Annotated in this window: 24 protein-coding genes; 14 read left to right on the forward strand and 10 right to left on the reverse strand. The window is 65.4% G+C overall.

Annotated elements, in window-relative coordinates:
* Positions 1–13: 13 nt before the first annotated feature.
* Positions 14–3,481 (forward strand): TM0106 family RecB-like putative nuclease, encoded by a 3,468-nt coding sequence (locus ACTU6V_RS05715; protein ID WP_443475173.1) that lies wholly within the window; start codon positions 14–16, stop codon positions 3,479–3,481.
* Positions 3,482–3,625: 144 nt separating this feature from the next.
* On the opposite strand, the gene upp is transcribed toward ACTU6V_RS05715, so the two are convergent.
* Complete coding sequence (gene upp, locus ACTU6V_RS05720) at positions 3,626–4,258, reverse strand: uracil phosphoribosyltransferase (protein ID WP_417510230.1); 633 nt, start codon at positions 4,256–4,258, stop codon at positions 3,626–3,628.
* A gap of 101 nt (positions 4,259–4,359) precedes the next feature.
* Here upp and tadA point away from each other — a divergent pair, with 101 nt between their 5' ends.
* Positions 4,360–4,815, forward strand: a complete 456-nt coding sequence (gene tadA / locus ACTU6V_RS05725) for a tRNA adenosine(34) deaminase TadA (protein WP_443467524.1) — start codon at positions 4,360–4,362, stop codon at positions 4,813–4,815.
* 41 nt (positions 4,816–4,856) lie between these two features.
* Here tadA and ACTU6V_RS05730 read toward each other — a convergent pair whose 3' ends face one another.
* Positions 4,857–5,168: a cation transporter dimerization domain-containing protein gene (locus tag ACTU6V_RS05730; RefSeq protein WP_443467523.1), complete on the reverse strand. Its 312-nt coding sequence runs from the start codon at positions 5,166–5,168 to the stop codon at positions 4,857–4,859.
* Positions 5,169–5,246: 78 nt separating this feature from the next.
* Here ACTU6V_RS05730 and proC point away from each other — a divergent pair, with 78 nt between their 5' ends.
* Positions 5,247–6,086 carry a pyrroline-5-carboxylate reductase gene (proC, locus tag ACTU6V_RS05735; RefSeq protein ID WP_443467522.1) on the forward strand — a complete coding sequence of 280 codons (840 nt, stop codon included), beginning with the start codon at positions 5,247–5,249 and terminating at the stop codon, positions 6,084–6,086.
* Between the two features lies 1 nt (position 6,087).
* On the opposite strand, the gene ACTU6V_RS05740 is transcribed toward proC, so the two are convergent.
* The gene (locus tag ACTU6V_RS05740) at positions 6,088–6,759 is read right to left on the reverse strand and encodes a potassium channel family protein (RefSeq protein ID WP_443467521.1); all 672 of its coding nucleotides are present in this window, start codon (positions 6,757–6,759) and stop codon (positions 6,088–6,090) included.
* On the reverse strand, positions 6,752–8,134 hold the full coding sequence (locus tag ACTU6V_RS05745; RefSeq protein WP_443475333.1) for a TrkH family potassium uptake protein: 1,383 nt from the start codon (positions 8,132–8,134) through the stop codon (positions 6,752–6,754). Before ACTU6V_RS05745 ends, ACTU6V_RS05740 begins: the two co-directional genes overlap by 8 nt.
* A gap of 142 nt (positions 8,135–8,276) precedes the next feature.
* On the opposite strand from ACTU6V_RS05745, the gene ACTU6V_RS05750 reads away from it, so the two are divergent.
* The 9 genes from ACTU6V_RS05750 (at position 8,277) to ACTU6V_RS05790 (ending at position 12,759) form a co-directional block, all read left to right on the forward strand.
* A complete protein-coding gene (locus tag ACTU6V_RS05750) occupies positions 8,277–8,693 on the forward strand; it encodes an ArsR/SmtB family transcription factor (protein ID WP_417510242.1) in 417 nt (138 codons plus the stop codon).
* 158 nt (positions 8,694–8,851) lie between these two features.
* Positions 8,852–9,043, forward strand: coding sequence for a helix-turn-helix domain-containing protein (locus tag ACTU6V_RS05755; RefSeq protein WP_443467520.1), 192 nt, complete (start codon positions 8,852–8,854; stop codon positions 9,041–9,043).
* Between the two features lie 136 nt (positions 9,044–9,179).
* Positions 9,180–9,278 carry a 30S ribosomal protein bS22 gene (locus ACTU6V_RS05760; RefSeq protein ID WP_003792170.1) on the forward strand — a complete coding sequence of 33 codons (99 nt, stop codon included), beginning with the start codon at positions 9,180–9,182 and terminating at the stop codon, positions 9,276–9,278.
* Between the two features lie 68 nt (positions 9,279–9,346).
* Positions 9,347–9,649, forward strand: coding sequence for a rhodanese-like domain-containing protein (locus tag ACTU6V_RS05765; RefSeq protein WP_443467519.1), 303 nt, complete (start codon positions 9,347–9,349; stop codon positions 9,647–9,649).
* Complete coding sequence (locus ACTU6V_RS05770) at positions 9,646–9,903, forward strand: glutaredoxin family protein (RefSeq protein WP_443467518.1); 258 nt, start codon at positions 9,646–9,648, stop codon at positions 9,901–9,903. Before ACTU6V_RS05765 ends, ACTU6V_RS05770 begins: the two co-directional genes overlap by 4 nt.
* A complete protein-coding gene (locus tag ACTU6V_RS05775; protein ID WP_443467517.1) occupies positions 9,900–10,202 on the forward strand; it encodes a Dabb family protein in 303 nt (100 codons plus the stop codon). Before ACTU6V_RS05770 ends, ACTU6V_RS05775 begins: the two co-directional genes overlap by 4 nt.
* 144 nt (positions 10,203–10,346) lie before the next feature.
* Positions 10,347–11,174, forward strand: a complete 828-nt coding sequence (locus ACTU6V_RS05780; protein ID WP_443467516.1) for a transporter substrate-binding domain-containing protein — start codon at positions 10,347–10,349, stop codon at positions 11,172–11,174.
* 35 nt (positions 11,175–11,209) lie between these two features.
* Entirely contained in the window at positions 11,210–12,007 is a 798-nt protein-coding gene (locus ACTU6V_RS05785) for an amino acid ABC transporter permease (RefSeq protein WP_443467515.1), read from the forward strand.
* Complete coding sequence (locus ACTU6V_RS05790; RefSeq protein ID WP_443467514.1) at positions 12,004–12,759, forward strand: amino acid ABC transporter ATP-binding protein; 756 nt, start codon at positions 12,004–12,006, stop codon at positions 12,757–12,759. Before ACTU6V_RS05785 ends, ACTU6V_RS05790 begins: the two co-directional genes overlap by 4 nt.
* Before the next feature lie 45 nt (positions 12,760–12,804).
* On the opposite strand, the gene ACTU6V_RS05795 is transcribed toward ACTU6V_RS05790, so the two are convergent.
* The 5 genes from ACTU6V_RS05795 to ACTU6V_RS05815 all read right to left on the reverse strand — a co-directional run bounded on the left by ACTU6V_RS05795 (position 12,805) and on the right by ACTU6V_RS05815 (position 17,477).
* Positions 12,805–13,890 carry an ABC transporter ATP-binding protein gene (locus ACTU6V_RS05795; RefSeq protein WP_443467513.1) on the reverse strand — a complete coding sequence of 362 codons (1,086 nt, stop codon included), beginning with the start codon at positions 13,888–13,890 and terminating at the stop codon, positions 12,805–12,807.
* A complete protein-coding gene (locus tag ACTU6V_RS05800) occupies positions 13,887–14,681 on the reverse strand; it encodes an ABC transporter permease (RefSeq protein ID WP_443467512.1) in 795 nt (264 codons plus the stop codon). Before ACTU6V_RS05800 ends, ACTU6V_RS05795 begins: the two co-directional genes overlap by 4 nt.
* Positions 14,678–15,604, reverse strand: a complete 927-nt coding sequence (locus ACTU6V_RS05805; RefSeq protein ID WP_443467511.1) for an ABC transporter permease — start codon at positions 15,602–15,604, stop codon at positions 14,678–14,680. The genes ACTU6V_RS05800 and ACTU6V_RS05805 overlap by 4 nt, the downstream gene beginning before the upstream one ends.
* A complete protein-coding gene (locus tag ACTU6V_RS05810) occupies positions 15,601–16,743 on the reverse strand; it encodes an ABC transporter substrate-binding protein (protein ID WP_443467510.1) in 1,143 nt (380 codons plus the stop codon). The genes ACTU6V_RS05805 and ACTU6V_RS05810 overlap by 4 nt, the downstream gene beginning before the upstream one ends.
* Before the next feature lie 212 nt (positions 16,744–16,955).
* Positions 16,956–17,477: a GNAT family N-acetyltransferase gene (locus tag ACTU6V_RS05815; protein WP_443467509.1), complete on the reverse strand. Its 522-nt coding sequence runs from the start codon at positions 17,475–17,477 to the stop codon at positions 16,956–16,958.
* 49 nt (positions 17,478–17,526) lie between these two features.
* On the opposite strand from ACTU6V_RS05815, the gene ACTU6V_RS05820 reads away from it, so the two are divergent.
* On the forward strand, positions 17,527–18,357 hold the full coding sequence (locus ACTU6V_RS05820) for a sulfite exporter TauE/SafE family protein (RefSeq protein ID WP_443475174.1): 831 nt from the start codon (positions 17,527–17,529) through the stop codon (positions 18,355–18,357).
* 92 nt (positions 18,358–18,449) lie between these two features.
* Here the strand turns inward: ACTU6V_RS05820 and aspS are convergent, their stop codons facing one another.
* Positions 18,450–20,222, reverse strand: coding sequence for an aspartate--tRNA ligase (gene aspS / locus ACTU6V_RS05825; protein WP_443475175.1), 1,773 nt, complete (start codon positions 20,220–20,222; stop codon positions 18,450–18,452).
* A gap of 69 nt (positions 20,223–20,291) precedes the next feature.
* Between aspS and ACTU6V_RS05830 the strand changes: the two genes are divergently transcribed.
* The gene (locus tag ACTU6V_RS05830; RefSeq protein ID WP_443467506.1) at positions 20,292–20,657 is read left to right on the forward strand and encodes a DUF5684 domain-containing protein; all 366 of its coding nucleotides are present in this window, start codon (positions 20,292–20,294) and stop codon (positions 20,655–20,657) included.

Below are 20,657 nucleotides of genomic sequence, written 5' to 3' on the forward strand. Positions count from 1 at the left end.
CTACTCTCGAAGCATGCGGATCGACACTCAGGCGCAGCGCGTCATCTTCAGCGCCAGCGACTTGAAAGCGGCGGCAGAATGCGAGTTCGCGTGGGCGCGGGCGATCGACGCGAAGCTCGGTCGTGTGCCGGTGGTCGAAGAGCCTGAAGACGCCACCCTCAAACGGGCCGCTGCGCTCGGTGATGCCCACGAAGTGAAGGTGCTCGACGAATATCGCGAGCGTTTCGGGGCAGATGCTGTCCACGAAGTGCCGAAGGTGAACTCGGCCAAACCTGAGGAGCTGTCGGCAGTCGTTGCAGAGACTCTCGCCGCACTTCGGTCCGACGCCAAGCTGCTCTTCCAAGCCGCGTTCGCGACGGATGAGTTCGTCGGATTCGCTGACTTCCTGCTCCGCGAAGATGACGGCCGCTGGCGCGTACAGGACTCCAAGCTCGCCCGAACCGCACGCGTCACGGCGCTCATGCAACTTGCGGCATATGTCGACCAGCTCGACCGTCGCGGCATCCCGCGATCCGACGAGGTCGACCTGATCCTCGGTGACGGAACGATCAGCACGCACGCCGTCAACGATCTGCTGCCGCTGTTCCACGTGCGACGTGCGCGTCTGCGCGCCCTGATCGCCGATCGCGATGTTGCGGCGGGGGCAGCGGGCCCGCCTCTGGCCTGGGGCGATGACCGGGGAGACCTCGAGATCACCGCCTGTGGTCGCTGCGAGACCTGCACTCAGCAGGTCGATGCCTCGCGCGACCTGCTCATGGTCGCGAGAATGCGCCCTGTGCAGCGCACGCGCCTGCGCGACGCGGGCATCGAGACGATCGATGCGTTAGCCGAGGCCGTAGATGTTCCTCGCGGTATGAACGCCGACATCTTTCATTCGCTTCGGGCGCAGGCGCGCCTGCAGCTGCGGGCCGATGTCGACGACGCCCCGACCTTCGACGTGTATCACCCAGAGGTCATCCACACGCTGCCGCGGCCGAGCCAGGGCGATATCTTCTTCGACTTCGAGGGCGATCCGCTCTACACCGAGCCCGCGCCAGACGGACACGTGCAGTGGGGCATTGACTACCTGTTCGGCTGGGTAGACAACGACGATCAGTACACACCGCTCTGGGCGCACAACTTCGCCGACGAGAAGCGGGCGCTCGAGCTGTTCCTCGACTTCGTGAATGTCCGCAGGGCTTCGCACCCCGACATGCACATCTATCACTACGCGCCGTATGAGACCTCACACCTGGTCGCAATGGCGTCGCGCCACGGCATCCGAGAGGGCGAGGTCGACAAGCTGCTGCGTGAGGGTGTTTTCGTCGATCTCTATCCGCTCGTCCTGCGCACCGTGCGGGTGGGCTCTCGGTCGTACTCGATCAAGAAGCTCGAGCCGCTGTACATGGGTGAAGAGGTGCGCACAAGCGACGTGCAGAAGGGTGACGACTCGATCGTGCAGTACGTTGCGGCTCGTCAGCTCGCAGCTGTGGGGCAGACCGATGAAGCGGATGCCGTGCTCGCCGATCTCGCCGACTACAACCGCTACGACTGCGTATCGACAAGGCGCCTGCGCAACTGGCTGATCGAGATCGCCAAGGAGAAGGGCGTCAATCCCGCACCGCCTGACGAATCGGACGCAGTGGTCTACGAACCGTCTCCGCGCTCGGTGGCGCTGCTCGCCGATGCGGACAGTGACGTCGCGCGCGGGGGAGATGGTGAGGCGCACCGGGTTGCGGCCGCGGCGATCGACTACTTCCCGCGTGAGGCGAAGAGCTTTTGGGTGGCGCACTTCCAGCGGCTGCGCGAACCGCTCTCGATGTGGGATCAGACCCGCGATGTCGTCAGAGTGGATGCCTCAGCCTCCGTGGTCCGCCGGGACTGGAGCGTCGAAGAGGGGCGACGGGTCATGTCGCGCGAGATCGAGATCCGTGGCGAGGTGTCGCCAGGGACAACGCTCAACGAGGGAGGCGAGCCGTTCGCTCTCTACCCGTTCCCCGCACCGTTCGTCCTCGATGCCCCATCGCGGGCAGTGCACGTTCCGCGCATGGTCAAGATCGTCGACGTGCTCGAAGACGGCTACGTGGTTGCAGAGAACGCGGTAGACGGTCAGACGTGGGACGAACTGCCGCTCGCCCTCACTCCGGCCGCACCACCTCGCGTGGTGTCGTTGCAGGGTGCGATCGATGAGTGGGCGGATGCTGTGCACCAGGCGGCTCCGTCGTTCCCCGCCGGCGCGGCGACCGACATCCTCCGCAGAGTTCCCCCGCGCACTGTTTCGGGTGCGGGACTGCCATCCGCCGACGGCGATGTGATCGATGCGATCGTTCGCGCGGTGCGCGACCTCGATCGCAGCTACCTTGCGGTGCAGGGTCCTCCTGGCACGGGCAAGACCTATACCGGCTCTCACGTCATCGCTCGGCTCGTGAACGAGTACGGCTTCAGGGTCGGCGTCGTTGCGCAGTCGCACGCCATCATCGAAACGCTGCTCGAGCGAGTCGTCGCCGCCGGAGTCCCTGCGGGACAGGTGGCGAAGAGCCCCAAAGAGAAGGGGAGCGATCCGGTCTACACCCCGATTCCGAAGAACGGCATGGCCTCGTTCCTCCGCGAACGCGAGGGGCAGGGCGTCGTCGTCGGCGGAACCGCCTGGGACTTCAGCAACATCACCCGGGTCGAGCGCGGTGCGCTGGATCTCATCGTGATCGACGAGGCCGGCCAATTCTCGCTCGCCTCCACGATCGCCGTGGCCGCTGGGACGAAGCGGCTGCTGCTGCTCGGCGACCCGCAGCAGCTGCCGCAGGTCAGTCAAGGGGCCCACCCCGAGCCGGTCGATACCTCGGCTCTCGGTTGGGTGATGGACGGCGATGCTGTCGTGAAGCCCGAGTACGGGTACTTCCTCGACCGCAGTTGGCGGATGCATCCGGCTGTCGCAGAACCCGTGTCACGGTTGTCGTACGCGGGGCAGCTAGCGTCAGCATCCGGTACTGAACAGCGCGCGATCGACGGAGTCGAACCGGGCGTGCACGTGCTCCCATTGCGACACCGCGGCAACGCGACGCAGTCGGCTGAGGAAGCGGAAGAAGTTGTGCGGATCGTCCGTGACCTGCTGGGCCGGGAATTCACCGATAAGGATGCCGCGCCGCGCCGTCTCGAACAGGCCGACATCATCGTGGTTGCGCCGTACAACGCGCAGAAGCAGCTTGTCCTTGACTCGCTGGCCGCGGCAGGGTTCGGTCAAGTGCCGGTGGGCACGGTCGACAATTTCCAGGGCAAAGAAGCTGTCGTGTCGATCACGACACTCGCCGCATCCAGCGGGCGGGATGCGCCGCGCGGCCCGGAGTTCCTGCTGCTGCAGAATCGGCTGAACGTCGCGATCTCACGCGCTCAGGTCGCCGCATACCTGATCTACTCGCCCGCACTGCTCGACGACCTGCCGCGCACTCCCGACGGCGTGGCACGGCTCAGCGCGTTCGCGCGCCTCGTCGGCGCCGACCGCGCCTGAGAGCTGCCGCTTCGCGCTGTCGAAACCGGCTCCGCGCTGTCCAAGGTCGTTGGCGCTGCAGAAGCTTCAGTAGCGCGAATGAGAAAGAGCCGCGCGAATAGTGTCTGAGCTGATTCGGGCGCCCGAGGATTCCGCCGAGCGAGCTCAGACGGTGCCGTACAGGCGGTCTCCGGCGTCGCCGAGGCCGGGGACGATGTAGCGGTTCTCGTCCAGGCCCTCATCCAGCGCGCCGAGCACGATCGTGACATCGCGATCCCCGACGAGCTTCTCGATCGCCTCGAGGCCTTCGGGTGTGCCGAGCAGGCAGATCGCGGTGACATCCTTCGCGCCGCGGTCGAAGAAGAACTGGATCGCCGCTGCGAGTGAGCCGCCGGTGGCGAGCATCGGGTCGATGGCGAAGCACTGACGGTCACTGAGATCTTCAGGAAGACGCTCAGCGTAGGTCGTCGGCTCGTAAGTGGTCTCATCGCGGACCATTCCGAGGAAGCCGACCTCGGCGGTGGGGAGGAGCTTGACGAGCCCCTCAAGCATGCCGAGGCCTGCGCGCAGGATCGGCACGACGATCGGGCGCGGCTCGGAGATCTTCACCCCCATGGTCTTCGTGACAGGCGTCGTGATCTCGATCGGCGAGACCTTGACGTTCCGTGTCGCCTCGTAGGCAAGCAGGGTCACAAGCTCTTCGGTCAGCTGGCGAAAAACTGGTGACGGGGTGCGCTCATCGCGCAGCACCGTGAGCTTGTGAGTGATGAGGGGGTGGTCGGCGACGTGAACACGCATGATTACAGAGTAATGCGCCCGGGGCATCCGCACGATCCGCGTGCGGCATCTACTGCACGGGGGCTCACGGGTACGGCGCGGTGGGCAAGTAGGCTCGACGCATGACACGCGCCGATGAATCCGCAATGCGGCGCGCCCTCGAGCTGGCCGAAGCAGCAGCCGCAGCCGGAGAGGTGCCGGTCGGTGCCGTCGTCATCGACGAGGCGGGCCTGATCGTCGGCGAGGGCCGCAACACTCGCGAAGAGACGCATGATCCCACCGGGCACGCCGAGATCGTTGCGCTCCGCCAAGCGGCCGAAGCGCTCGGGTTATGGAATCTCGAGAGTCACACCCTCGTCGTCACTCTCGAACCGTGCGTGATGTGCGCGGGAGCGATCCTCCAGGCGAGGATCGGCCGCGTCGTCTTCGGCGCATGGGACGAGAAGGCGGGAGCGGCAGGCTCGATGTACGACGTGCTGCGGGACCGCAGGCTCCCGTACCGTGCCGAAGTGGTCGGCGGGGTCGAAGAGGATGCCGCAACCGTGCTGCTTCGCGAATTCTTCGAGCTGAGGCGCTGAGGCGCCAAGCCGCCGAAAAAGCTGACGCGTCGAACCGACGCTCAGTCCGCGGACTTCAGCACGAACACGTCGGTCGAGGGCTCAGGATCGAGCGAAGGTCGGTAGATGTCCGGCTGGATGCAGATCGTCCGCGCGGTGGGGACGGTCTTGCGGATCTGCTCCTCGATCTCATCGATGCTGTCCGCGACATCGCGGACGGTCTTCTCCGCAGGCAGCGCGATCTTCGCAGTGACGAGGAGCTCATCCGGCTTGATCAAGAAGGTCTTGAGGCTGATGAGCTTCTCGACTTCGGAGCATCCCAGGATGGCATCCATGATCAGGTCGAGGTCGTGTTTGCTGGCGGATCCGCTCATGCCGCGAGTCTAGTTCCGGCGGCTGTGATCCGCATGAGGCACTACGGCGGGGTCGGATGCCGTGCGTAGGATTGCGGCATGACCCCGTCTCTTCCTTCTCTCGCATTTCTCGGCGCAGGATCGATGGGTGGTGCGATTCTGCACGGCGTCGTCGCTTCGGGCGTCCCCGTCGACGGTGGCATCATCGCTACGAACCGCACAGCTGAGAAGGCCGCCGCGTTGGAAGGGCTGGCGAACGTCACGGCTATCGCTCTGGAGACCTCGCCGGAGGGAAACACGGATGCCGCGGCATCCGCTCGCGTCATTCTGGTCGGTGTGAAGCCGGCCATGGTCCCCGATCTGCTTCGTGAGATCGCGCCCGTCCTGCGGGACGACGCGATCGTCGTCAGCCTTGCCGCCGGCGTCACTCTCGCAACGTTTGCTGAGGGCCTGGGGGATAGGGCAAGAGTCATCCGGTCGATGCCGAATACGCCGGCGACCGTTGGGAAGGCCGTCACTGGCCTCGCTCGCGGCGCGGCTGCCACGGCCGATGATCTCGCCCTCGTCCGGCAGCTGTTCGAGCTCGTCGGAGCTGTCGTCGAAGTGCCGGAAGAGAAGATCGACGCCCTCTCGACCATCTCCGGCTCGGGACCGGCCTACGTCTTCCTGCTCATCGAGGAACTGACCAAGGCTGCCGTCGGCAAGGGATTCGACGAAGCAGATGCGCGCCTGATGGCAGAGCAGACCTTCATCGGTGCGACGGCACTGCTCGAAGCATCCGATGCGGACCCGGCCGAGTTGCGCAGACGCGTGACGAGCCCGAAGGGCACGACCGAGCGCGCGGTTGCGGTCCTGCAGGACGCCCACCTCGACGAGGTGCTCGCCAGAGCGACGGATGCTGCGCTGGAACGCGCGAAGGAACTCGCCCGCGGGGAGTGAGTCAGCGATCCAGCGCGGCGAAACGCTCGATGTCGCTGTTGGTACCCGACGCGATGATGAGGTCGTGGTTGGTGATGACGGTGTCGGCCTCGGCGTAGCGGAACGGCTTTCCCGGCGTCTTGACGCCGACGACCGTGACCCGGTACTTCGTGCGCATCCCGGAGTCCTGCAGACTCACGCCGCGGATGAACTTCGGCGGGTACATCTTCGCCAGCACGAAGTCGTCGTCGAAGCGGATGAAGTCGAGCATCCGTCCGCTCACGAGGTGCGCGACGCGCTCGCCGGCTTCGCGCTCCGGGTAGATGACGTGGTTGGCGCCGACGCGCGCGAGGATCTTGCCGTGCGACTGCGACACCGCCTTCGCCCAGATCTGGGGGACCTTGAGGTCGACGAGGTTGGCGGTGATGAGAACGGATGCTTCGATCAGCGAACCGACCGCGACCACCGCGACCTGGAAGTCCTGCGCGCCGATCTGCTTGAGCGCGTCGATGTTCCTCGCATCGCCCTGCACGGTGTGGGTGACCCGGTCGGACCACTTCTGCACGAGCTCGAGACTCTCGTCCATGGCGAGCACTTCGCGGTCGAGCCGGTCCAGCTCGCCCGCACATGCGGCACCGAAGCGCCCGAGCCCGATGACGAGGACGGGGGCATCGCTGCGGAGGGATTCAACCAACGATCGGCCTTTCGACGGGCAGCGAATACAGCTGCGTTCGCGTCGTCGCGGCGACCGCCGCGGCGAGAGTCACTGTACCAACGCGCCCCATGAAGATGGTCAAGGCCATGACGTAGACAGCGGGATCAGGGAGGCTCTCGGCCAGTCCGGTCGTGAGTCCGACGGTGCCGAATGCCGAGATCACATCGAAGAGCACATCCTCGGTGGAGGCTTTGGTGATCTGGGTGATCACGACGGTAGAGAGGGCGACGATCGTGGCTCCCCACGCGACGACGCTGAGAGCGACGCGCTGCACGTCGCTCGGGATGCGACGACCGAACGCCTGCACGCTCTGGCGACCACGAGCCTCTGACCAGACGGCGATGGCAAGCACGGCGAGCGTGGTCACCTTGATGCCGCCGGCAGTGGAAGCGGACCCGCCTCCGACGAACATGAGCATTGAGATCGACAGTTTGGACGACCCGTTCAGGTCGCTGATATCGATCACACTGAATCCGCCGGAGCGCGTCATCGTCGACAGGAACACCGATTGGAACGTCGTGTCTGCCGCATCCATCGACCCGAACGTCTTGGGATTGTCGAATTCGAGGATGACCAAGACGACAGCGCCGAGGACGAGCAGGATCGTGGTCGTGATCAGGGTGAGCTTGGAGTGCAGCGACCAGCGCTTCGCATGGAAACGATGTTTGGCGAGGGCGTAGATGACGGGGAAGCCGATGCTGCCCAGGAACACTCCCACCATCAGCACGGTCAGCACGAAGTAATCGTCGACGAATTCGACGACTCCGGTGGCGTTCGGCGAGAAGCCCGTGTTCGTGAACGCCATCGCCGAGTAGAACGGCGCTTCCCAGAGCGCGGTCAGCGGATGGACGCCGGCCATCACGAGACCCGGGTACAGCAGGAGCGCGAGTACAAGTTCGATGACCAACAGCGACATCGCCACCGTGATCAGCAGCTGACCGACTTCACCGAGGCGCACCGTCTGGCCCTCGTTGACGACGCCGCCGTGCGCACGCAGCGGGTTGCTGTCACCAGCGGCCAGCAGCTTGGCGCGTAGGCCCAGCTTCTTCGAGATGACCAGACCGAGAACGGATGCCAGGGTGAGCACGCCCATTCCGCCGATGTTCACGCCGAGGAAGATGAGCACTTGTCCGAACGGTGACCAGTGCGCTGCCATGTCGACCGTTGCCAGACCCGTCACACAGATCGTGGAGACGGCGGTGAACAGGGCATCGCTCAGCGGGGTCACGGTGCCGGCGGCTGAAGCGATCGGCAGCGAGAACAGCGCCGTGAACAGCAGAATCAGCGAGGCGAAGATGAGAATCGCGAATCGCGAGGGCGACGAGGTGATGACGCGGCGCACGAAGTGCCACAGGTCGCGCGTGCGCGCGCGGGGCGAAGTCGACCAGTCGATGCTCGACACACGGCCCCCTCGAAGTCGTCTGCTGTCGCTCGACGCCGATCACGACGAGCCTTCGTCATGGTACTCCGGCCGCGGGACGACTACCCTGATCATCATGACGGACATCTTCGACGTGATCGCGGACGGCACGAGGCGCGACATCCTCCAGCTCCTGCTTCGACGGTCCACTGAAGGTGACGCCGGCACCAGCGTCTCACAGATCGTGAGCGAGCTCGGGGTCAGCCAGCCCACCGTTTCGAAGCACCTCAAGGTGTTGCGAGATGCCGAACTGGTCAGCGTCCGCGAAGATGGGCAGCGCCGGTTCTACAGCATCGAGGTCGAGCCGCTGGAGGTTGTCGACGACTGGCTGGTTCCGTTCCTGGTCGATGCATTCGGCGAGAGCGCCCCGGAGATCGACTTCTCCTTCCTGCCGATTCCCGATGGTGCCAGTCACGCAGCCGAGGTCGTCGGTCGCGCCGCGGCATCCGCAAAGCATGTCGTCACGACCGCGCTCAAGCGTCTGGGCGCTTAAGCCGAACCCCTCGTGTGCAGACCGCGCGCGGCTCTGTCGCGCACCTCCTGAGCAGGCGACGGCGGTGCTGTTGTCACATGGATCACATTCGCCACATGGGTTTACACGCGTCCCGACTTCCCCATAGAGTTGGGCATCAGCAGAAAGGGGTACATGCGATGCCCGATGTTCCCGAGGTTCGATTCTTGACCGTCGCAGAGGTCGCAGAGCTCATGCGCGTGTCCAAGATGACTGTCTATCGCATGGTGCACTCCGGCGACCTTCCGGCGATCCGTTTCGGCCGCAGCTACCGTGTCCCTGAGAGCGCTGTCACCGCAGCGCTCCAGCGTCCCATTGCCGACGTCGGCTGACGCTGGCAACCAGTGAATGTGAATCATGGACTTCGCATGCCTTCGCGTTTGCTAAACTGATCCGAGGCATTTTCCGTGCCCGTACCCGGGTGTCCGATTTTCTGTGACGCCCAGCCCCTGACTTAGTGAGGTTTCCGTGGGTTCAGTCATCAAGAAGCGCCGCAAGCGCATGGCGAAGAAGAAGCACCGCAAGCTGCTTCGCAAGACTCGCCACCAGCGCCGCAACAAGAAGTAAGCGGCTACACGAACGCCTGTCTACGGACGGGCGTTTTGTGTCTCTGCGACGAGGAAATCGAGGAATCCATGAAGTCGATCACCATCGCCGAGCTCGCTGCGCGTGAGGGCACGCCGCTCATCGACGTGCGCGAGAAGGACGAGTTCGCCGCCGGGCACGTGCCCGGGGCAGTGAACATTCCGATGTCTGAGATCGGAAACCGTTTGGATGAGCTTCCTGCCGAGGCGTTCGACGTCATCTGCCAGGCTGGCGCGCGCTCCGGACGCGTGGTGCAGGCGCTCGAGCCGCGCGGCTACGACGCGACGAACGTCGAAGGCGGCACCGGCGAGTGGATCGCAGCGGGTCGTCCGGTTGAGGTCCCCACGGCGTGACCACGATCACGGTCATCGGCAGGCATGGATGCCACCTGTGCCCGACGGCGCTCGGAATCGTCGAAGAGGTCGTCGCGGGGCTTCCGGATGACACCGCGGACGACATCGAGATCGTAGAGCGGTCGATCGACGACGATCCGACCCTGTATGAATTGTGGTGGGAGAAGATCCCCGTCGTGCTGATCGACGACGAATTTCACGCGCAGTGGCGGGTATCGCCCGATCGGCTGCGCCAGAGGCTGGAGAAGATATGACGCTTCGTCACGTGGTCACCTGGAAGCTCGCGAGTGAGGATGCCGCGGAGCGCGGCGCTCAGGCGGCCGAGATGGCCCGCCGCCTGAACGCCCTGGACGGCGTCGTGCCCCAGATCCGCTCGATCTCCGCGGGCGCGAATGCGATCTATCCCGACGTGAACTGGGACGTGACGGTCGTCGCAGATTTCGATTCCGTCGAAGATCTCGAAGCATATGCCGTGCATCCGGCTCACGAAGAGGTCGCCGTCTACATCCGCTCGGTTGTGGCATCGCGAGTGGCCGTCGACTTCGAGGTCTGAGCCGATCCGCTCGCTGAGCCTGTCGAAGCGCGCGGGCGAAATGCAAACGTAATCCGCGGATGCTGGGAAAAATGCGCTGCGCCGTGTCAGGATGAACTCCACACCCGTCAGCGGGCCACGCGGCCCCCTCAGCTTGGAGCGGTCATGACCCGTCGCCGTAACCTCATTCTCGGTATCGCACTCGCTGCGAGCGCCACTCTTGCTCTTGCCGGCTGTGCTGGCGGAGGAAACGATGCGGGGGGCGATGCTGATGCTCCGGCATCCGCGGGAGACGAATACGGTCTGGTCGAGGCGGGCGCGCTGACGATCTGCTCTGACATCCCCTACGCTCCCTTCGAGTTCGAGGGCGGCGACAACGGCACCGGCTACACCGGCTTCGACATCGACCTGCTCGACGCGATCGCGAAGAAGCTCGACCTCAAGCTCGCTGTGCAGGACGTCGGGTTCGACGCTCTGCAGTCCGGCACGACTCTCGCGTCGGGTACGTGCGACATCGGAGCATCCGCCATGACGATCACCGACGAGCGCAAGGCGAACCTCGACTTCTCCGACCCGTACTATGACTCGCTGCAGTCGCTGCTGGTCCCCACTGATTCCGGAATCACGTCGATCGACGACCTCGACGGCAAGATCGTCGGCGTTCAGCAGGGAACCACCGGCGAGGCCTACGCTTCGGAGAACGCACCGGGCGCCGAGCTTCTGCAGCTCCCGTCCGACGGTGAGCTGTGGCCCGCGATCCAGGCTGGCACGATCGATGCGATCCTGCAGGACCAGCCGGTGAACCTCGAGCACGAGAAGGCCGACTCGAACTACAAGATCGTCGAGGAATACAACACCGACGAGCAGTACGGCTTCGCTTTCGCCAAGGGTGAGAAGACAGCACTGCTCGAGGCCGTCAACTCCGCACTGCAGGAGCTGCGCGACAGCGGCGAATACGACACGATCTACGACACGTACTTCACCGCGAACTGACCCGGAGGAACGAGCGGGTCGGGAGGACCTTGACGATGGCGTTGAGGCGCACGCAGAAACAGAAGCTCTACCGCTACACCGTGTACGTGGTGCTGGCCGCCCTGTTGGTATGGGCGCTGGTCACCGCGGATTGGGCGCGGCTCGGGCCGCTGTTCCTCAACCCTGAGGTCGCGCTCAAGATGCTCCCGGGCATCGTCACGGTCGGTCTCGTCAATACGCTGTGGTTCACCGCGGTGGCATTCGCGGGCGGGCTCGTGCTCGGTGTCGTGCTGGCGCTGATGAAGATGTCGGTCATCGCACCGTTCCGCTGGATCGCCACGGTCTGGATCGAGCTGTTCCGGGGGCTCCCGGCGCTGCTGACGATCTTCGCGATCGCCTACATTCTTCCGATCGCGGTCGGTGTGCGAAACCAGGACCTCGGCGGCCCAGTCGTGCTGGGCCTCGTCGGCTTGATCCTCGTCGCCTCGGCGTACATGGCAGAGACGATCCGTGCAGGACTCCAGGCCGTGCCGAAGGGGCAGACCGAAGCTGCTCGCTCGCTGGGCATGTCCCCGCTGAAGACCACGTTCTGGATCGTCATTCCGCAGGGCTTCCGGATCATCATCCCGCCGCTCACCAACGAGTTCGTGCTGCTGCTGAAGGACACCTCGCTGCTGTTCATCGCGGGAAGCTTCATCTGGTCGAAGGAGCTCACCACGTTCGCACGCGACGCGACGACGCAGAACGGCAACGCGACGCCGTTGATCATGGCGGCTCTGCTGTACCTGGTCGTGACGATTCCCCTCACGCGGTTCAGCGCGTGGCTCGAGCGACGAATGGCGAGGCAGCGATGAGCACCGATCTGATCGACATCCACGCTCCGGCCATCGAGGTCCGTGGGCTGGTCAAGACTTTCGGCGACAACGAAGTGCTCAAGAACATCGATCTGACCGTCTCCGGCGGTGAGGTGGTGTGCGTGATCGGCCCGTCAGGCTCAGGCAAGTCGACGCTCCTGCGCTCGATCAACCTGCTCGAAGAGCCCACCGGCGGCAAGATCCTCATCGAGGGCATCGACATCACCGATGAAGACACCGACATCGATCGTGTGCGCACCCGCATCGGCATGGTGTTCCAGAGCTTCAACCTGTTTCCGCACCTCGATGTGATGGGCAACCTGACCCTCGCGCAGCGGCGCGTGAAGAAGCGCACCAAGGCAGAGGCCGAGAAGGTCGCACTCGCGATGCTCGCACGCGTGGGACTCAGCGAGAAAGCCGATGCGTACCCGGGGCACCTCTCGGGCGGCCAGCAACAGCGTGTGGCGATCGCCAGGGCACTGTGCATGAACCCCGACATGATGCTCTTCGACGAGCCGACGTCGGCCCTCGACCCCGAACTCGTGGGCGAGGTGCTGCAGGTCATGCGTTCTCTTGCGGACGAGGGGATGACGATGCTCGTCGTCACTCACGAGATGGGTTTCGCGCGCGAGGTCGGCAGCCGCCTGATCTTCATGGACGGCGGACACATCCTCGAGCAGGGCGATCCCCGCGAGGTGCTGGCGAACCCGCAGCATCCCCGCACACAGGATTTCCTCTCGCGCGTGCTCTGAGCCTGCGGCATCCGCTCGCCCTTCCGCGCCGCGGGCGCCCCGCGGTCAGGAACGCGCGCGCGCAGCCACCGGCACCGGCGCGATCGCCAGCCAGACGCGGTCGCCGAAGGCCGGATGCTGGTGCGCGTCGTGCTGCACGCGGACCAGCTCGCCCGAATCGGTCTTGACCAGAGTGCGCCGGATGCTGCCGAGGAACGTGCTCTCCTCGACCACGCCGCCGGTCGCGGCATCCGCCTGCCCCGTGAAGCGCAGGTTCTCGGGGCGCAGGTGCACATCGACCTCGCCGGTGACCGGGGAGTTCAGGGGAAGCGATCGTCCCCACACCGACACGCTGTCCCCTGAGGCGGCGCCAGGCACGACGCTCGACAGCCCCACGAACGCAGCGACGTGGGCAGTCGCCGGGCGCAGGTAGAGCTCTTCCGGAGAGTCGATCTGGTCGATGCGTCCGGCATCCATGACGGCGATCCGGTCAGAGACGGCCAGCGCTTCTTCCTGATCATGCGTGACGAACACCGTCGTGATGCCCAGGCGCAGCTGGAGGCGGCGGATCTCATCGCGCAGCTGCACTCGCACCTTGGCATCGAGCGCCGACAGCGGCTCGTCGAGGAGCAGCACTCGCGGCTCGGTGACCAGGGCGCGCGCGAGCGCGACGCGCTGCTGCTGCCCGCCCGAGAGCTGGTGTGGAAAGCGGTCAGCGAAGCCGTCGAGACCGACCAGCGCGAGCGCGTCCAGTGCGCGGCGTCCCGCTGCGGATCTGCTCACGCCGCGCCGGCGCAGACCGAATGAAGTGTTATCCGCAACGCTCAGGTGCGGGAACAGCGAGTACGCCTGGAAGACCATGCCGATATCGCGCTTGTTGGTGGGCACGCGCGAGACGTCCTGGCTGCCGAGCCGCACGGCGCCGGCATCGGCGTTCTCAAGCCCTGCGAGAATGCGAAGCGCGGTGGTCTTTCCGCAGCCGGACGGGCCGAGCAGCGACACGAACTCACCGGGGGCGATGTCGAGGTCGACGCCGTGCAGCACGCGGTTCGTGCCGTAGCTCTTCTCGATGCCTCGGAGCTGCACGCGCGTGCCTTCGCCGGCCTCTGCGAGCAGCTGATTGTCCTTGGTCGGGGGGAGCGGGATGGTCATTGTGAGGCCTTTCGGTTGCCGCGCGCGGTGCGGCCGATGATGAGCAGCAGCAGAAAGCAGAGCAGCAGCGCGAGCAGTGTGAAGATCGCGGGGGCATAGGCATCCTGCTTGCCGACGACGACCATCGCCGTCTGGAACACCTGACGGTTCAGCAGAGAGGCGATCGTGAACTCGCCGAGCACGACGGCGATCGAGATGAGCGACGCCGACAGCAGCCCCTGTCGCAGGTTGGGTGCGAGCACCTTCACCACCACGGTCGGCCAGCTCGAACCCAGCGACCTTGCCGCTTCTGCGAGCGTGCGGAGATCGGCGGCATCGATGGATGCCTGGATCGAGCGGTACGCGAATGGCAGCACCGTGATGCCGTAAGCGAAAGCGAGCGTCCAGGTGCCGGTGCCGAGAGCGCGCCCGATCTGCAGGTAGATCGGCGAGAGCCCGACGACGATGACGATCGCGGGGATCGAGATCGGCAGGAGCGCCGTGAACTCGAAGAACGGCTTCAGCTTCGGGAACCGCAGATTCACCAGGATCATGGTCGGCGCGAGCAGCAAGAGAACGATCAGGACCGTGACGAGAGCGAGGATCAGCGAGTTGCCCAGGCCCGTCCAGATCGGCTTGATCGCCGAGGACGCCGCGGGGTCCAGCAGCGTCGCCCAGCGTTCGAAAGAGAGCTCGCCGTCGGTGCCGCGCAGCGTGTAGAGAAAGGTCGAGATCAGCGGGATCGCGAAGAAACCGCCGATCAGGATGCCGATGATCCAGCGCGTCACGCGGGAGGGAGCGATCTTGTTCACGACTGCCACCTCGCAGCGCGCCGCTGGATCAGCGAGTACAGCGCCATCACCACGCCAACGACCAGGATCATGCCGAGCGCGAGGGCGCCGGCGAGGTTCTCGCGGCCGAGTACGGTCTCGCTGGTGAGAGCTGCGCGGATCTGCAGGGGGACGATCTGCGACCCCTGGCTGGCAAGAGCGGCCGCCGTGGCATACGAAGAGAACGCGTTGGCGAACAGCAGCAGCAGGCTGGCGAGGAACGACGGCGCGAGCACCGGAACGCCGATGCGAGTCCAGAAGCCGAGCCGCGTACCGCCCAGAGTGAGGTTCGCCTCGGACCACTGCGGCTTGAGTGCTGCGAGCGCGGGCATGAACGTGATCACCATGAGCGGCACCTGGAAGTAGATGTAGGGGAAGATCAGGCCAGGCACCTCGTACAGCCACATGCCGTTTTCGAAGATGTTGACCCCGAACGAGTCGCGGAGCAACACCGTGATGACACCCTGGGCGCCGATCGTCGCGATGAACGCGAACGCGAGCATGACGCCGCCGAACTGCGCGAGCACGCCGGCCGCAGCATCCACGCTCTGGCGCACCGCGCCCTGCGGATTCATGCCGAGCATGCCGTAACAGACCACAGCGCCTGCGACGGCGCCGACGACGGAGGTGAGCAGCGATACCCACGCAGAGTTCGCGAAGGTGTTCAGCACGACGGGATCCGCGAGGGCTGCGACGTTCGTCCACGTGAACGCTCCGTCTTCGCCTGCGAAGCCCGAGCCGATCGCAAGGATCGTCGGCACGCCGAGGAACAGCAGCACATAGGCGCCGAAGGGCACGAGTCCCAGCCACGCCCACGACAGACCCGACCGCCGGGCCGTGGGAACGGGCCCGGCGGTGGTGGGGGCGGATGCGGGAGCACCCGCCCCCGTGATGATCGCTGTCACTGGACGGCCGCGGCCCACTTCTCGCCGAGCAGGGTGCCCGCTGCCGTGGACTGCTCTTCGGTCGGGACGACGGTCTCCGAGGGCACCTCGGGGAGAGCCGCAGCGAGCTCGGCGTCGATCGTGCCGGCCTCGGTCATGGCCTCCATACGGGCAGGACGGGCGCCACCCTTCAGCCACAGGTTCTGCACCTCGTCGCTGTAGAGGAACTCCTGCCACAGACGGGCGGCGGCGGGGTGCGGAGCATCCTTGTTGATGGCCTGGTTGTAGTACGAGGCGTAGCCGACGCCGTCGAGCACGACGACCTTCCAATCGGCGTTGTCGGCACCGGCAGCGGCGTTCAAGTAGTCCCAATCGAAGACGACCGGAGTCTCACCGCTGGTGATCGTCGCAGGAGTCACATCGACCTTGAGGAAGTTGCCGGCCTTCTGCAGTTCTCCGAAGTACTCGATTCCGGGGGTGAAGTCATCCAGGTCGCCACCGGACTGCACCGCGGCGAGACCGACGGCTGCGAAAGCAGAACCAGCCTGAGTCGGGTCGCCGTTGATCGCCACGGCGCCCTTGAAGTCAGCGCCCTTGAGATCGTCGAGCGACGTGGGCTCGTCGAACTTCGAGGAGTCGTAGCCGATCGACATGTATCCGCCGTAGTCGCCGACGAAGAGGCCGGTCGGCTCCTTCAGAGCGTCGGGGATCTCGTCGAAGTTCTCGACCTTGTATGGCGCGAACACGTCCGTGTTCTCGAGCGCGACGGCCAGTCCCAGGTCGAACACGTCGGGGGCGGTGTCGAGGCCCTGGTTCGTCTCGGCTGCGGTGATCTCTTCGGCGCTGGAGACGTCGGGAGACGCCTCATTGATCGTGATCTCCGGGTAGCGCTCGGCGAAAAGGTCGAGGATCTCGCCGTAGTTGGCCCAGTCGCGGGGGAGGGCGATGACGTTCAGCTGGCCCTCGGCCTTGGCTGCGGCCTCGAGATCCTCGAAGCTGCCGAAGTCGGCGAGGGACGTGGCGGATGCGGCGGCGGAAGAGTCGCCGGCGTCGCTGCTTCCGGCGCTGCTGTCGGCGGCGCAGGAGGTCAGCGCCATGGCGGCGGATGCAGCCAGGGCGATGCCGGCGATGAAACGTGCACGGCGGGTAATTGTTGCCATCAGGGTGGGTTCCTCTCGGAGGTTCGGCGCGCAGGGCGTCGGTGTCGGGATGCCACTGGACGCTACGGCGCGAGAGTTACCGGTTCTCGCGGGCGCGATGAACGCGCAGAGTCCTGAAGGTGAACGCCGACCCAGCGTGGCCTCGAGAATCGGCCTGCCGTGCGAGAATCGCGCTGGCAGGCAGAGCCTCGCCGCGCAAAGCAACTCTCAGATCAGTGTGCGGGGCGGGGAACGTCGTACTTGAAACCGACGTGTGAGCCGACGTACCCGAGGCGATCGTAGAACCGGTGCGCGTCGGTGCGTGCGGCATCAGACGTGAGCTGCACGAGGGACGCGCCGAGGGCGGGAGCTGCGGCATCCGATACCCAGCGCATGACAGCCGAACCGATTCCGGACGAGCGCAGACTGCTGCGCACCCGCACCGCCTCGACGAGCAGGCGGCGCGCACCCCGGCGCGCCATCCCGGGGATGGACGTGAGCTGCAGCGTGCCGACGACGGTGCCATCGAGGTCGACCACGAGCAGGTCGTTCGACGGTTCGGCGAGGATATCCTGCAGTGCGCTGGCGTAGGCGTCGTGATCCGCGTCGGATGCGACGTCACCACGTGCGGCGCTGATCGGGTCGTCGGAGAGCAGCGCCATCAGTGCGTCGATGTCGTCGCCCGTGGCACGGCGGAGCACCGCGGATCCGACACGAGATTCGAACGGATGCGGCAGCGGAAGAGCATCGAGCATGATCCCAGTCTGTCATCGAGACACGACCGCAGCGCGCGATAATGATGCAATGGAAATCGGTGAGCTGCTCGGGCTTGAACAGCTCACCTGGGGGATGCTGATATTCGTCGTCCTCGCAGCCTTCGGCGCCGGCTGGATCGACGCTGTCGTTGGCGGTGGTGGGCTGCTGCAGCTGCCGGCGCTACTGCTGATCCCGGGAATCGCTCCGGTGCAGGCGCTCGCGACGAACAAGCTCGCCTCGGTCTTCGGCACGGCCACGAGCAGCGCCACGTACTACCGACGAGCGAAGCCCGATATCCGCACGGCCTTGCCGATGGCGGCAATCGCGCTCGCGGGCTCGTTCGGAGGCGCAGCGGTCGCCACCGTGCTGCCCCCCGAGGCGTTCAAGCCGATCATCGTGGTCGCGCTGCTCGCGGTCGCGATCTTCACGGTGTTCAAGCCCGAGATGGGCGTGGCGACGAAGCTGCGATTCGCGGGGCATAAGCACCACATCATGGCGGGTGCCGCGGGACTTGCGATCGGCTTCTACGACGGCATGATCGGCCCTGGAACCGGGACGTTCCTCGTCATCACGCTCGTCGCTCTCATGGGATACGGCTTTCTACAGGCCAGCGCCAAGGCGAAGATCGTCAACCTCGCCACGAACATCGGCGCGCTGCTGTTGTTCATCCCGCACGGGTCAGTGCTGTGGGTGCTCGGTGGCATCCTCGCGGTGGCGAACGTGGCCGGCAGCTATCTGGGCTCGCGGATGGCGATCGCCCGAGGGACGAAGTTCATCCGCATCGTGTTCCTCGTCGTCGTGGTGGCTCTCATCGGAAAGCTCGGCTTCGACGTGTGGAACGAGAACATCGCTCCAGGGCTCGCCGCCCTGCAACACTGAGACCCCACCTTTGTGCCGAGACCTCGTCGTGCAGACGTCAATACGACGGGGTCTCGGCGGCAGGATGGGGTCTCAGCGACGGTAGAAGGGGGTCAAGCCTCCGGAACGAAGTCCACGCCGGCCTCGGCGCGCTGCGCGTCGGTGATGGGGGCGGGAGCAGAAGTCAGCGGGTCGAAGCCGTTGCCGGTCTTCGGGAACGCGATGACCTCGCGGATCGACTCGGTCTTGGTGAGGTGCTGCAGCACGCGGTCCATGCCGAGCGCGATTCCGCCGTGTGGCGGGGCGCCGAACTTGAACGCGTCCAGCAGGAAGCCGAACTGCTCGTTCGCAACCTCTTCCGAGATACCCATGACTTCGAAGACACGCTTCTGCACGTCTTCGCGGTGGATGCGGATCGATCCGCCGCCGAGCTCAGAGCCGTTGCACACGATGTCGTACGCGTAGGCGAGCGCCGATCCCGGGTCGGTGTCGAAGGTGTCGGCGAACTCCGGCTTCGGGCCGGTGAACGCGTGGTGCACAGCGGTCCATGCGCCGGCTCCGACGGCGACGTCGCCCGAGGCCACAGCGTCCGCTGCGGGCTCGAACATCGGAGCATCCACAACCCACGTGAACGCGAACGTGTCGGGGTCGAGCAGATCGAGGCGGCGGCCGATCTCGACGCGTGCGGCGCCGAGCAGTGCGCGGGAGTCCTTCGCCGATCCTGCGGCGAAGAACACGCAGTCGCCCGGCTTCGCGCCCACGAAGTCCGCAAGACCCGCCTGCTCCGCATCGGACAGGTTCTTGGCCACGGGGCCGCCGAGCGAGCCGTCCTCGTTGAACAGCACATACGCGAGGCCGCGGGCGCCGCGCTGCTTGGCCCAGTCCTGCCAGGCATCGAGCTTCTTGCGCGGCTGCGATGCGCCACCGGGCATGACCACTGCGCCGACGTACTCCGACTGGAACACGCGGAAGGTCGTCTCGGAGAAGTACTCGGTCGCGTCGACGAGCTCGAGCCCGAAGCGCAGGTCGGGCTTGTCCGAGCCGTACTTCGCCATCGCGTCGGCGTAGGTGATGCGCGGCAGCGGGGTCTGCAGGTCGACGCCGATCGTCTTCCACATCGCCGTCAAGACGCTTTCCATCATCTCGATGACGTCTTCCTGGTCGACGAAGCTCATCTCGATGTCGAGCTGCGTGAACTCCGGCTGACGGTCGGCGCGGAAGTCCTCATCGCGGTAGGAGCGAGCCATCTGGTAGTACTTCTCGATGCCACCGACCATGAGCAGCTGCTTGAACAGCTGCGGCGACTGCGGCAGGGCGTACCAGCTGCCGGGGTGCAGACGCGCGGGCACGACGAAGTCACGGGCGCCCTCTGGCGTCGACTTCGTGAGAGTCGGGGTCTCGACCTCGACGAACTCACGGCTGTCGAGAACGTCGCGCACGGCCTTGTAGACCTTCGAGCGAAGACGAAGAGCGGATGCTGCGGCCGGGCGTCGCAGGTCGAGATAGCGGTACTTGAATCGCACATCCTCGCCGACGGTCTCGGAGTCGCCGAGACCGGTGGACACCTGGAAAGGCAGGGGAGCGGACTCGTTGAGGACCTCGACCTCGGTCGCGATGACCTCGATGTCGCCGGTGGGAAGGTTCGAGTTCGCGTTGCCCTCAGGGCGCTGCGAGACCTCACCGGTCACCTTCAGCACGAACTCGCTGCGCAGTGGGTGCGCAACCTCTTCATCGCGGATGACCACCTGGGCGATGCCTGAGGCATCGCGGAGATCGATGAACGCGACTCCTCCGTGATCACGACGACGATCGACCCAACCCGTGAGGGTGACAGTCTGGCCGATGTGCTCGGCTCGCAGTGAGCCGGTCGTGTGAGTGCGAAGCATCCAGCCAGTCTACGTGGGCGCATCGCGGCATCCGCACTCAGGAGCGAGTGCACCTCTAGACTCATGGCCATGGACCTCAATGACTACACCCAGCAAGTGTTCTCCGGCAGTGCGGGCATCATCACACTGGTGCTCTACATCCTCTACGCGGTGGCATTGTGGAAGGTGTTCACGAAGGCTGGGTACCCCGGCATCCTGGCCCTTATTCCGATCGTCAACCTGGTCTTCCTCGTCAAGATCGCAGGGATGAGCGGATGGTTCGTTCTGCTGTACCTGATTCCGATCGTCAACATCGTCTTCGCGATCGTCGTCGCCGTCAAACAGGGCAAGAACTTCGGCAAGGGTGGAGTGTTCTCCTTCTTCCTGCTGTGGCTGATCCCCATGATCGGGAACTTCATCATCGGCTTCGGCTCCGCGCAGTACCGAAAGGTGTGA

Source organism: Microbacterium zouquanmingi, assembly GCF_052266675.1.
In the GTDB taxonomy this organism is placed as follows: domain Bacteria; phylum Actinomycetota; class Actinomycetes; order Actinomycetales; family Microbacteriaceae; genus Microbacterium.

Coding starts and splice junctions, on each gene's coding strand:
- ACTU6V_RS05765 (WP_443467519.1), top strand. CDS start 9,347: ATGAAGTCGATCACCATCGCCGAGCTCGCTGCGCGTGAGGGCACGCCG.
- ACTU6V_RS05810 (WP_443467510.1), bottom strand. CDS start 16,743: ATGGCAACAATTACCCGCCGTGCACGTTTCATCGCCGGCATCGCCCTG.
- ACTU6V_RS05730 (WP_443467523.1), bottom strand. CDS start 5,168: ATGAGCGGATCCGCCAGCAAACACGACCTCGACCTGATCATGGATGCC.
- ACTU6V_RS05785 (WP_443467515.1), top strand. CDS start 11,210: ATGGCGTTGAGGCGCACGCAGAAACAGAAGCTCTACCGCTACACCGTG.
- ACTU6V_RS05780 (WP_443467516.1), top strand. CDS start 10,347: ATGACCCGTCGCCGTAACCTCATTCTCGGTATCGCACTCGCTGCGAGC.
- ACTU6V_RS05820 (WP_443475174.1), top strand. CDS start 17,527: ATGGAAATCGGTGAGCTGCTCGGGCTTGAACAGCTCACCTGGGGGATG.
- aspS (WP_443475175.1), bottom strand. CDS start 20,222: ATGCTTCGCACTCACACGACCGGCTCACTGCGAGCCGAGCACATCGGC.
- upp (WP_417510230.1), bottom strand. CDS start 4,258: ATGCGTGTTCACGTCGCCGACCACCCCCTCATCACTCACAAGCTCACG.
- ACTU6V_RS05750 (WP_417510242.1), top strand. CDS start 8,277: ATGACGGACATCTTCGACGTGATCGCGGACGGCACGAGGCGCGACATC.
- ACTU6V_RS05790 (WP_443467514.1), top strand. CDS start 12,004: ATGAGCACCGATCTGATCGACATCCACGCTCCGGCCATCGAGGTCCGT.
- ACTU6V_RS05795 (WP_443467513.1), bottom strand. CDS start 13,890: ATGACCATCCCGCTCCCCCCGACCAAGGACAATCAGCTGCTCGCAGAG.
- ACTU6V_RS05815 (WP_443467509.1), bottom strand. CDS start 17,477: ATGCTCGATGCTCTTCCGCTGCCGCATCCGTTCGAATCTCGTGTCGGA.
- ACTU6V_RS05775 (WP_443467517.1), top strand. CDS start 9,900: ATGACGCTTCGTCACGTGGTCACCTGGAAGCTCGCGAGTGAGGATGCC.
- ACTU6V_RS05830 (WP_443467506.1), top strand. CDS start 20,292: ATGGACCTCAATGACTACACCCAGCAAGTGTTCTCCGGCAGTGCGGGC.
- ACTU6V_RS05755 (WP_443467520.1), top strand. CDS start 8,852: ATGCCCGATGTTCCCGAGGTTCGATTCTTGACCGTCGCAGAGGTCGCA.
- tadA (WP_443467524.1), top strand. CDS start 4,360: ATGACACGCGCCGATGAATCCGCAATGCGGCGCGCCCTCGAGCTGGCC.
- proC (WP_443467522.1), top strand. CDS start 5,247: ATGACCCCGTCTCTTCCTTCTCTCGCATTTCTCGGCGCAGGATCGATG.
- ACTU6V_RS05715 (WP_443475173.1), top strand. CDS start 14: ATGCGGATCGACACTCAGGCGCAGCGCGTCATCTTCAGCGCCAGCGAC.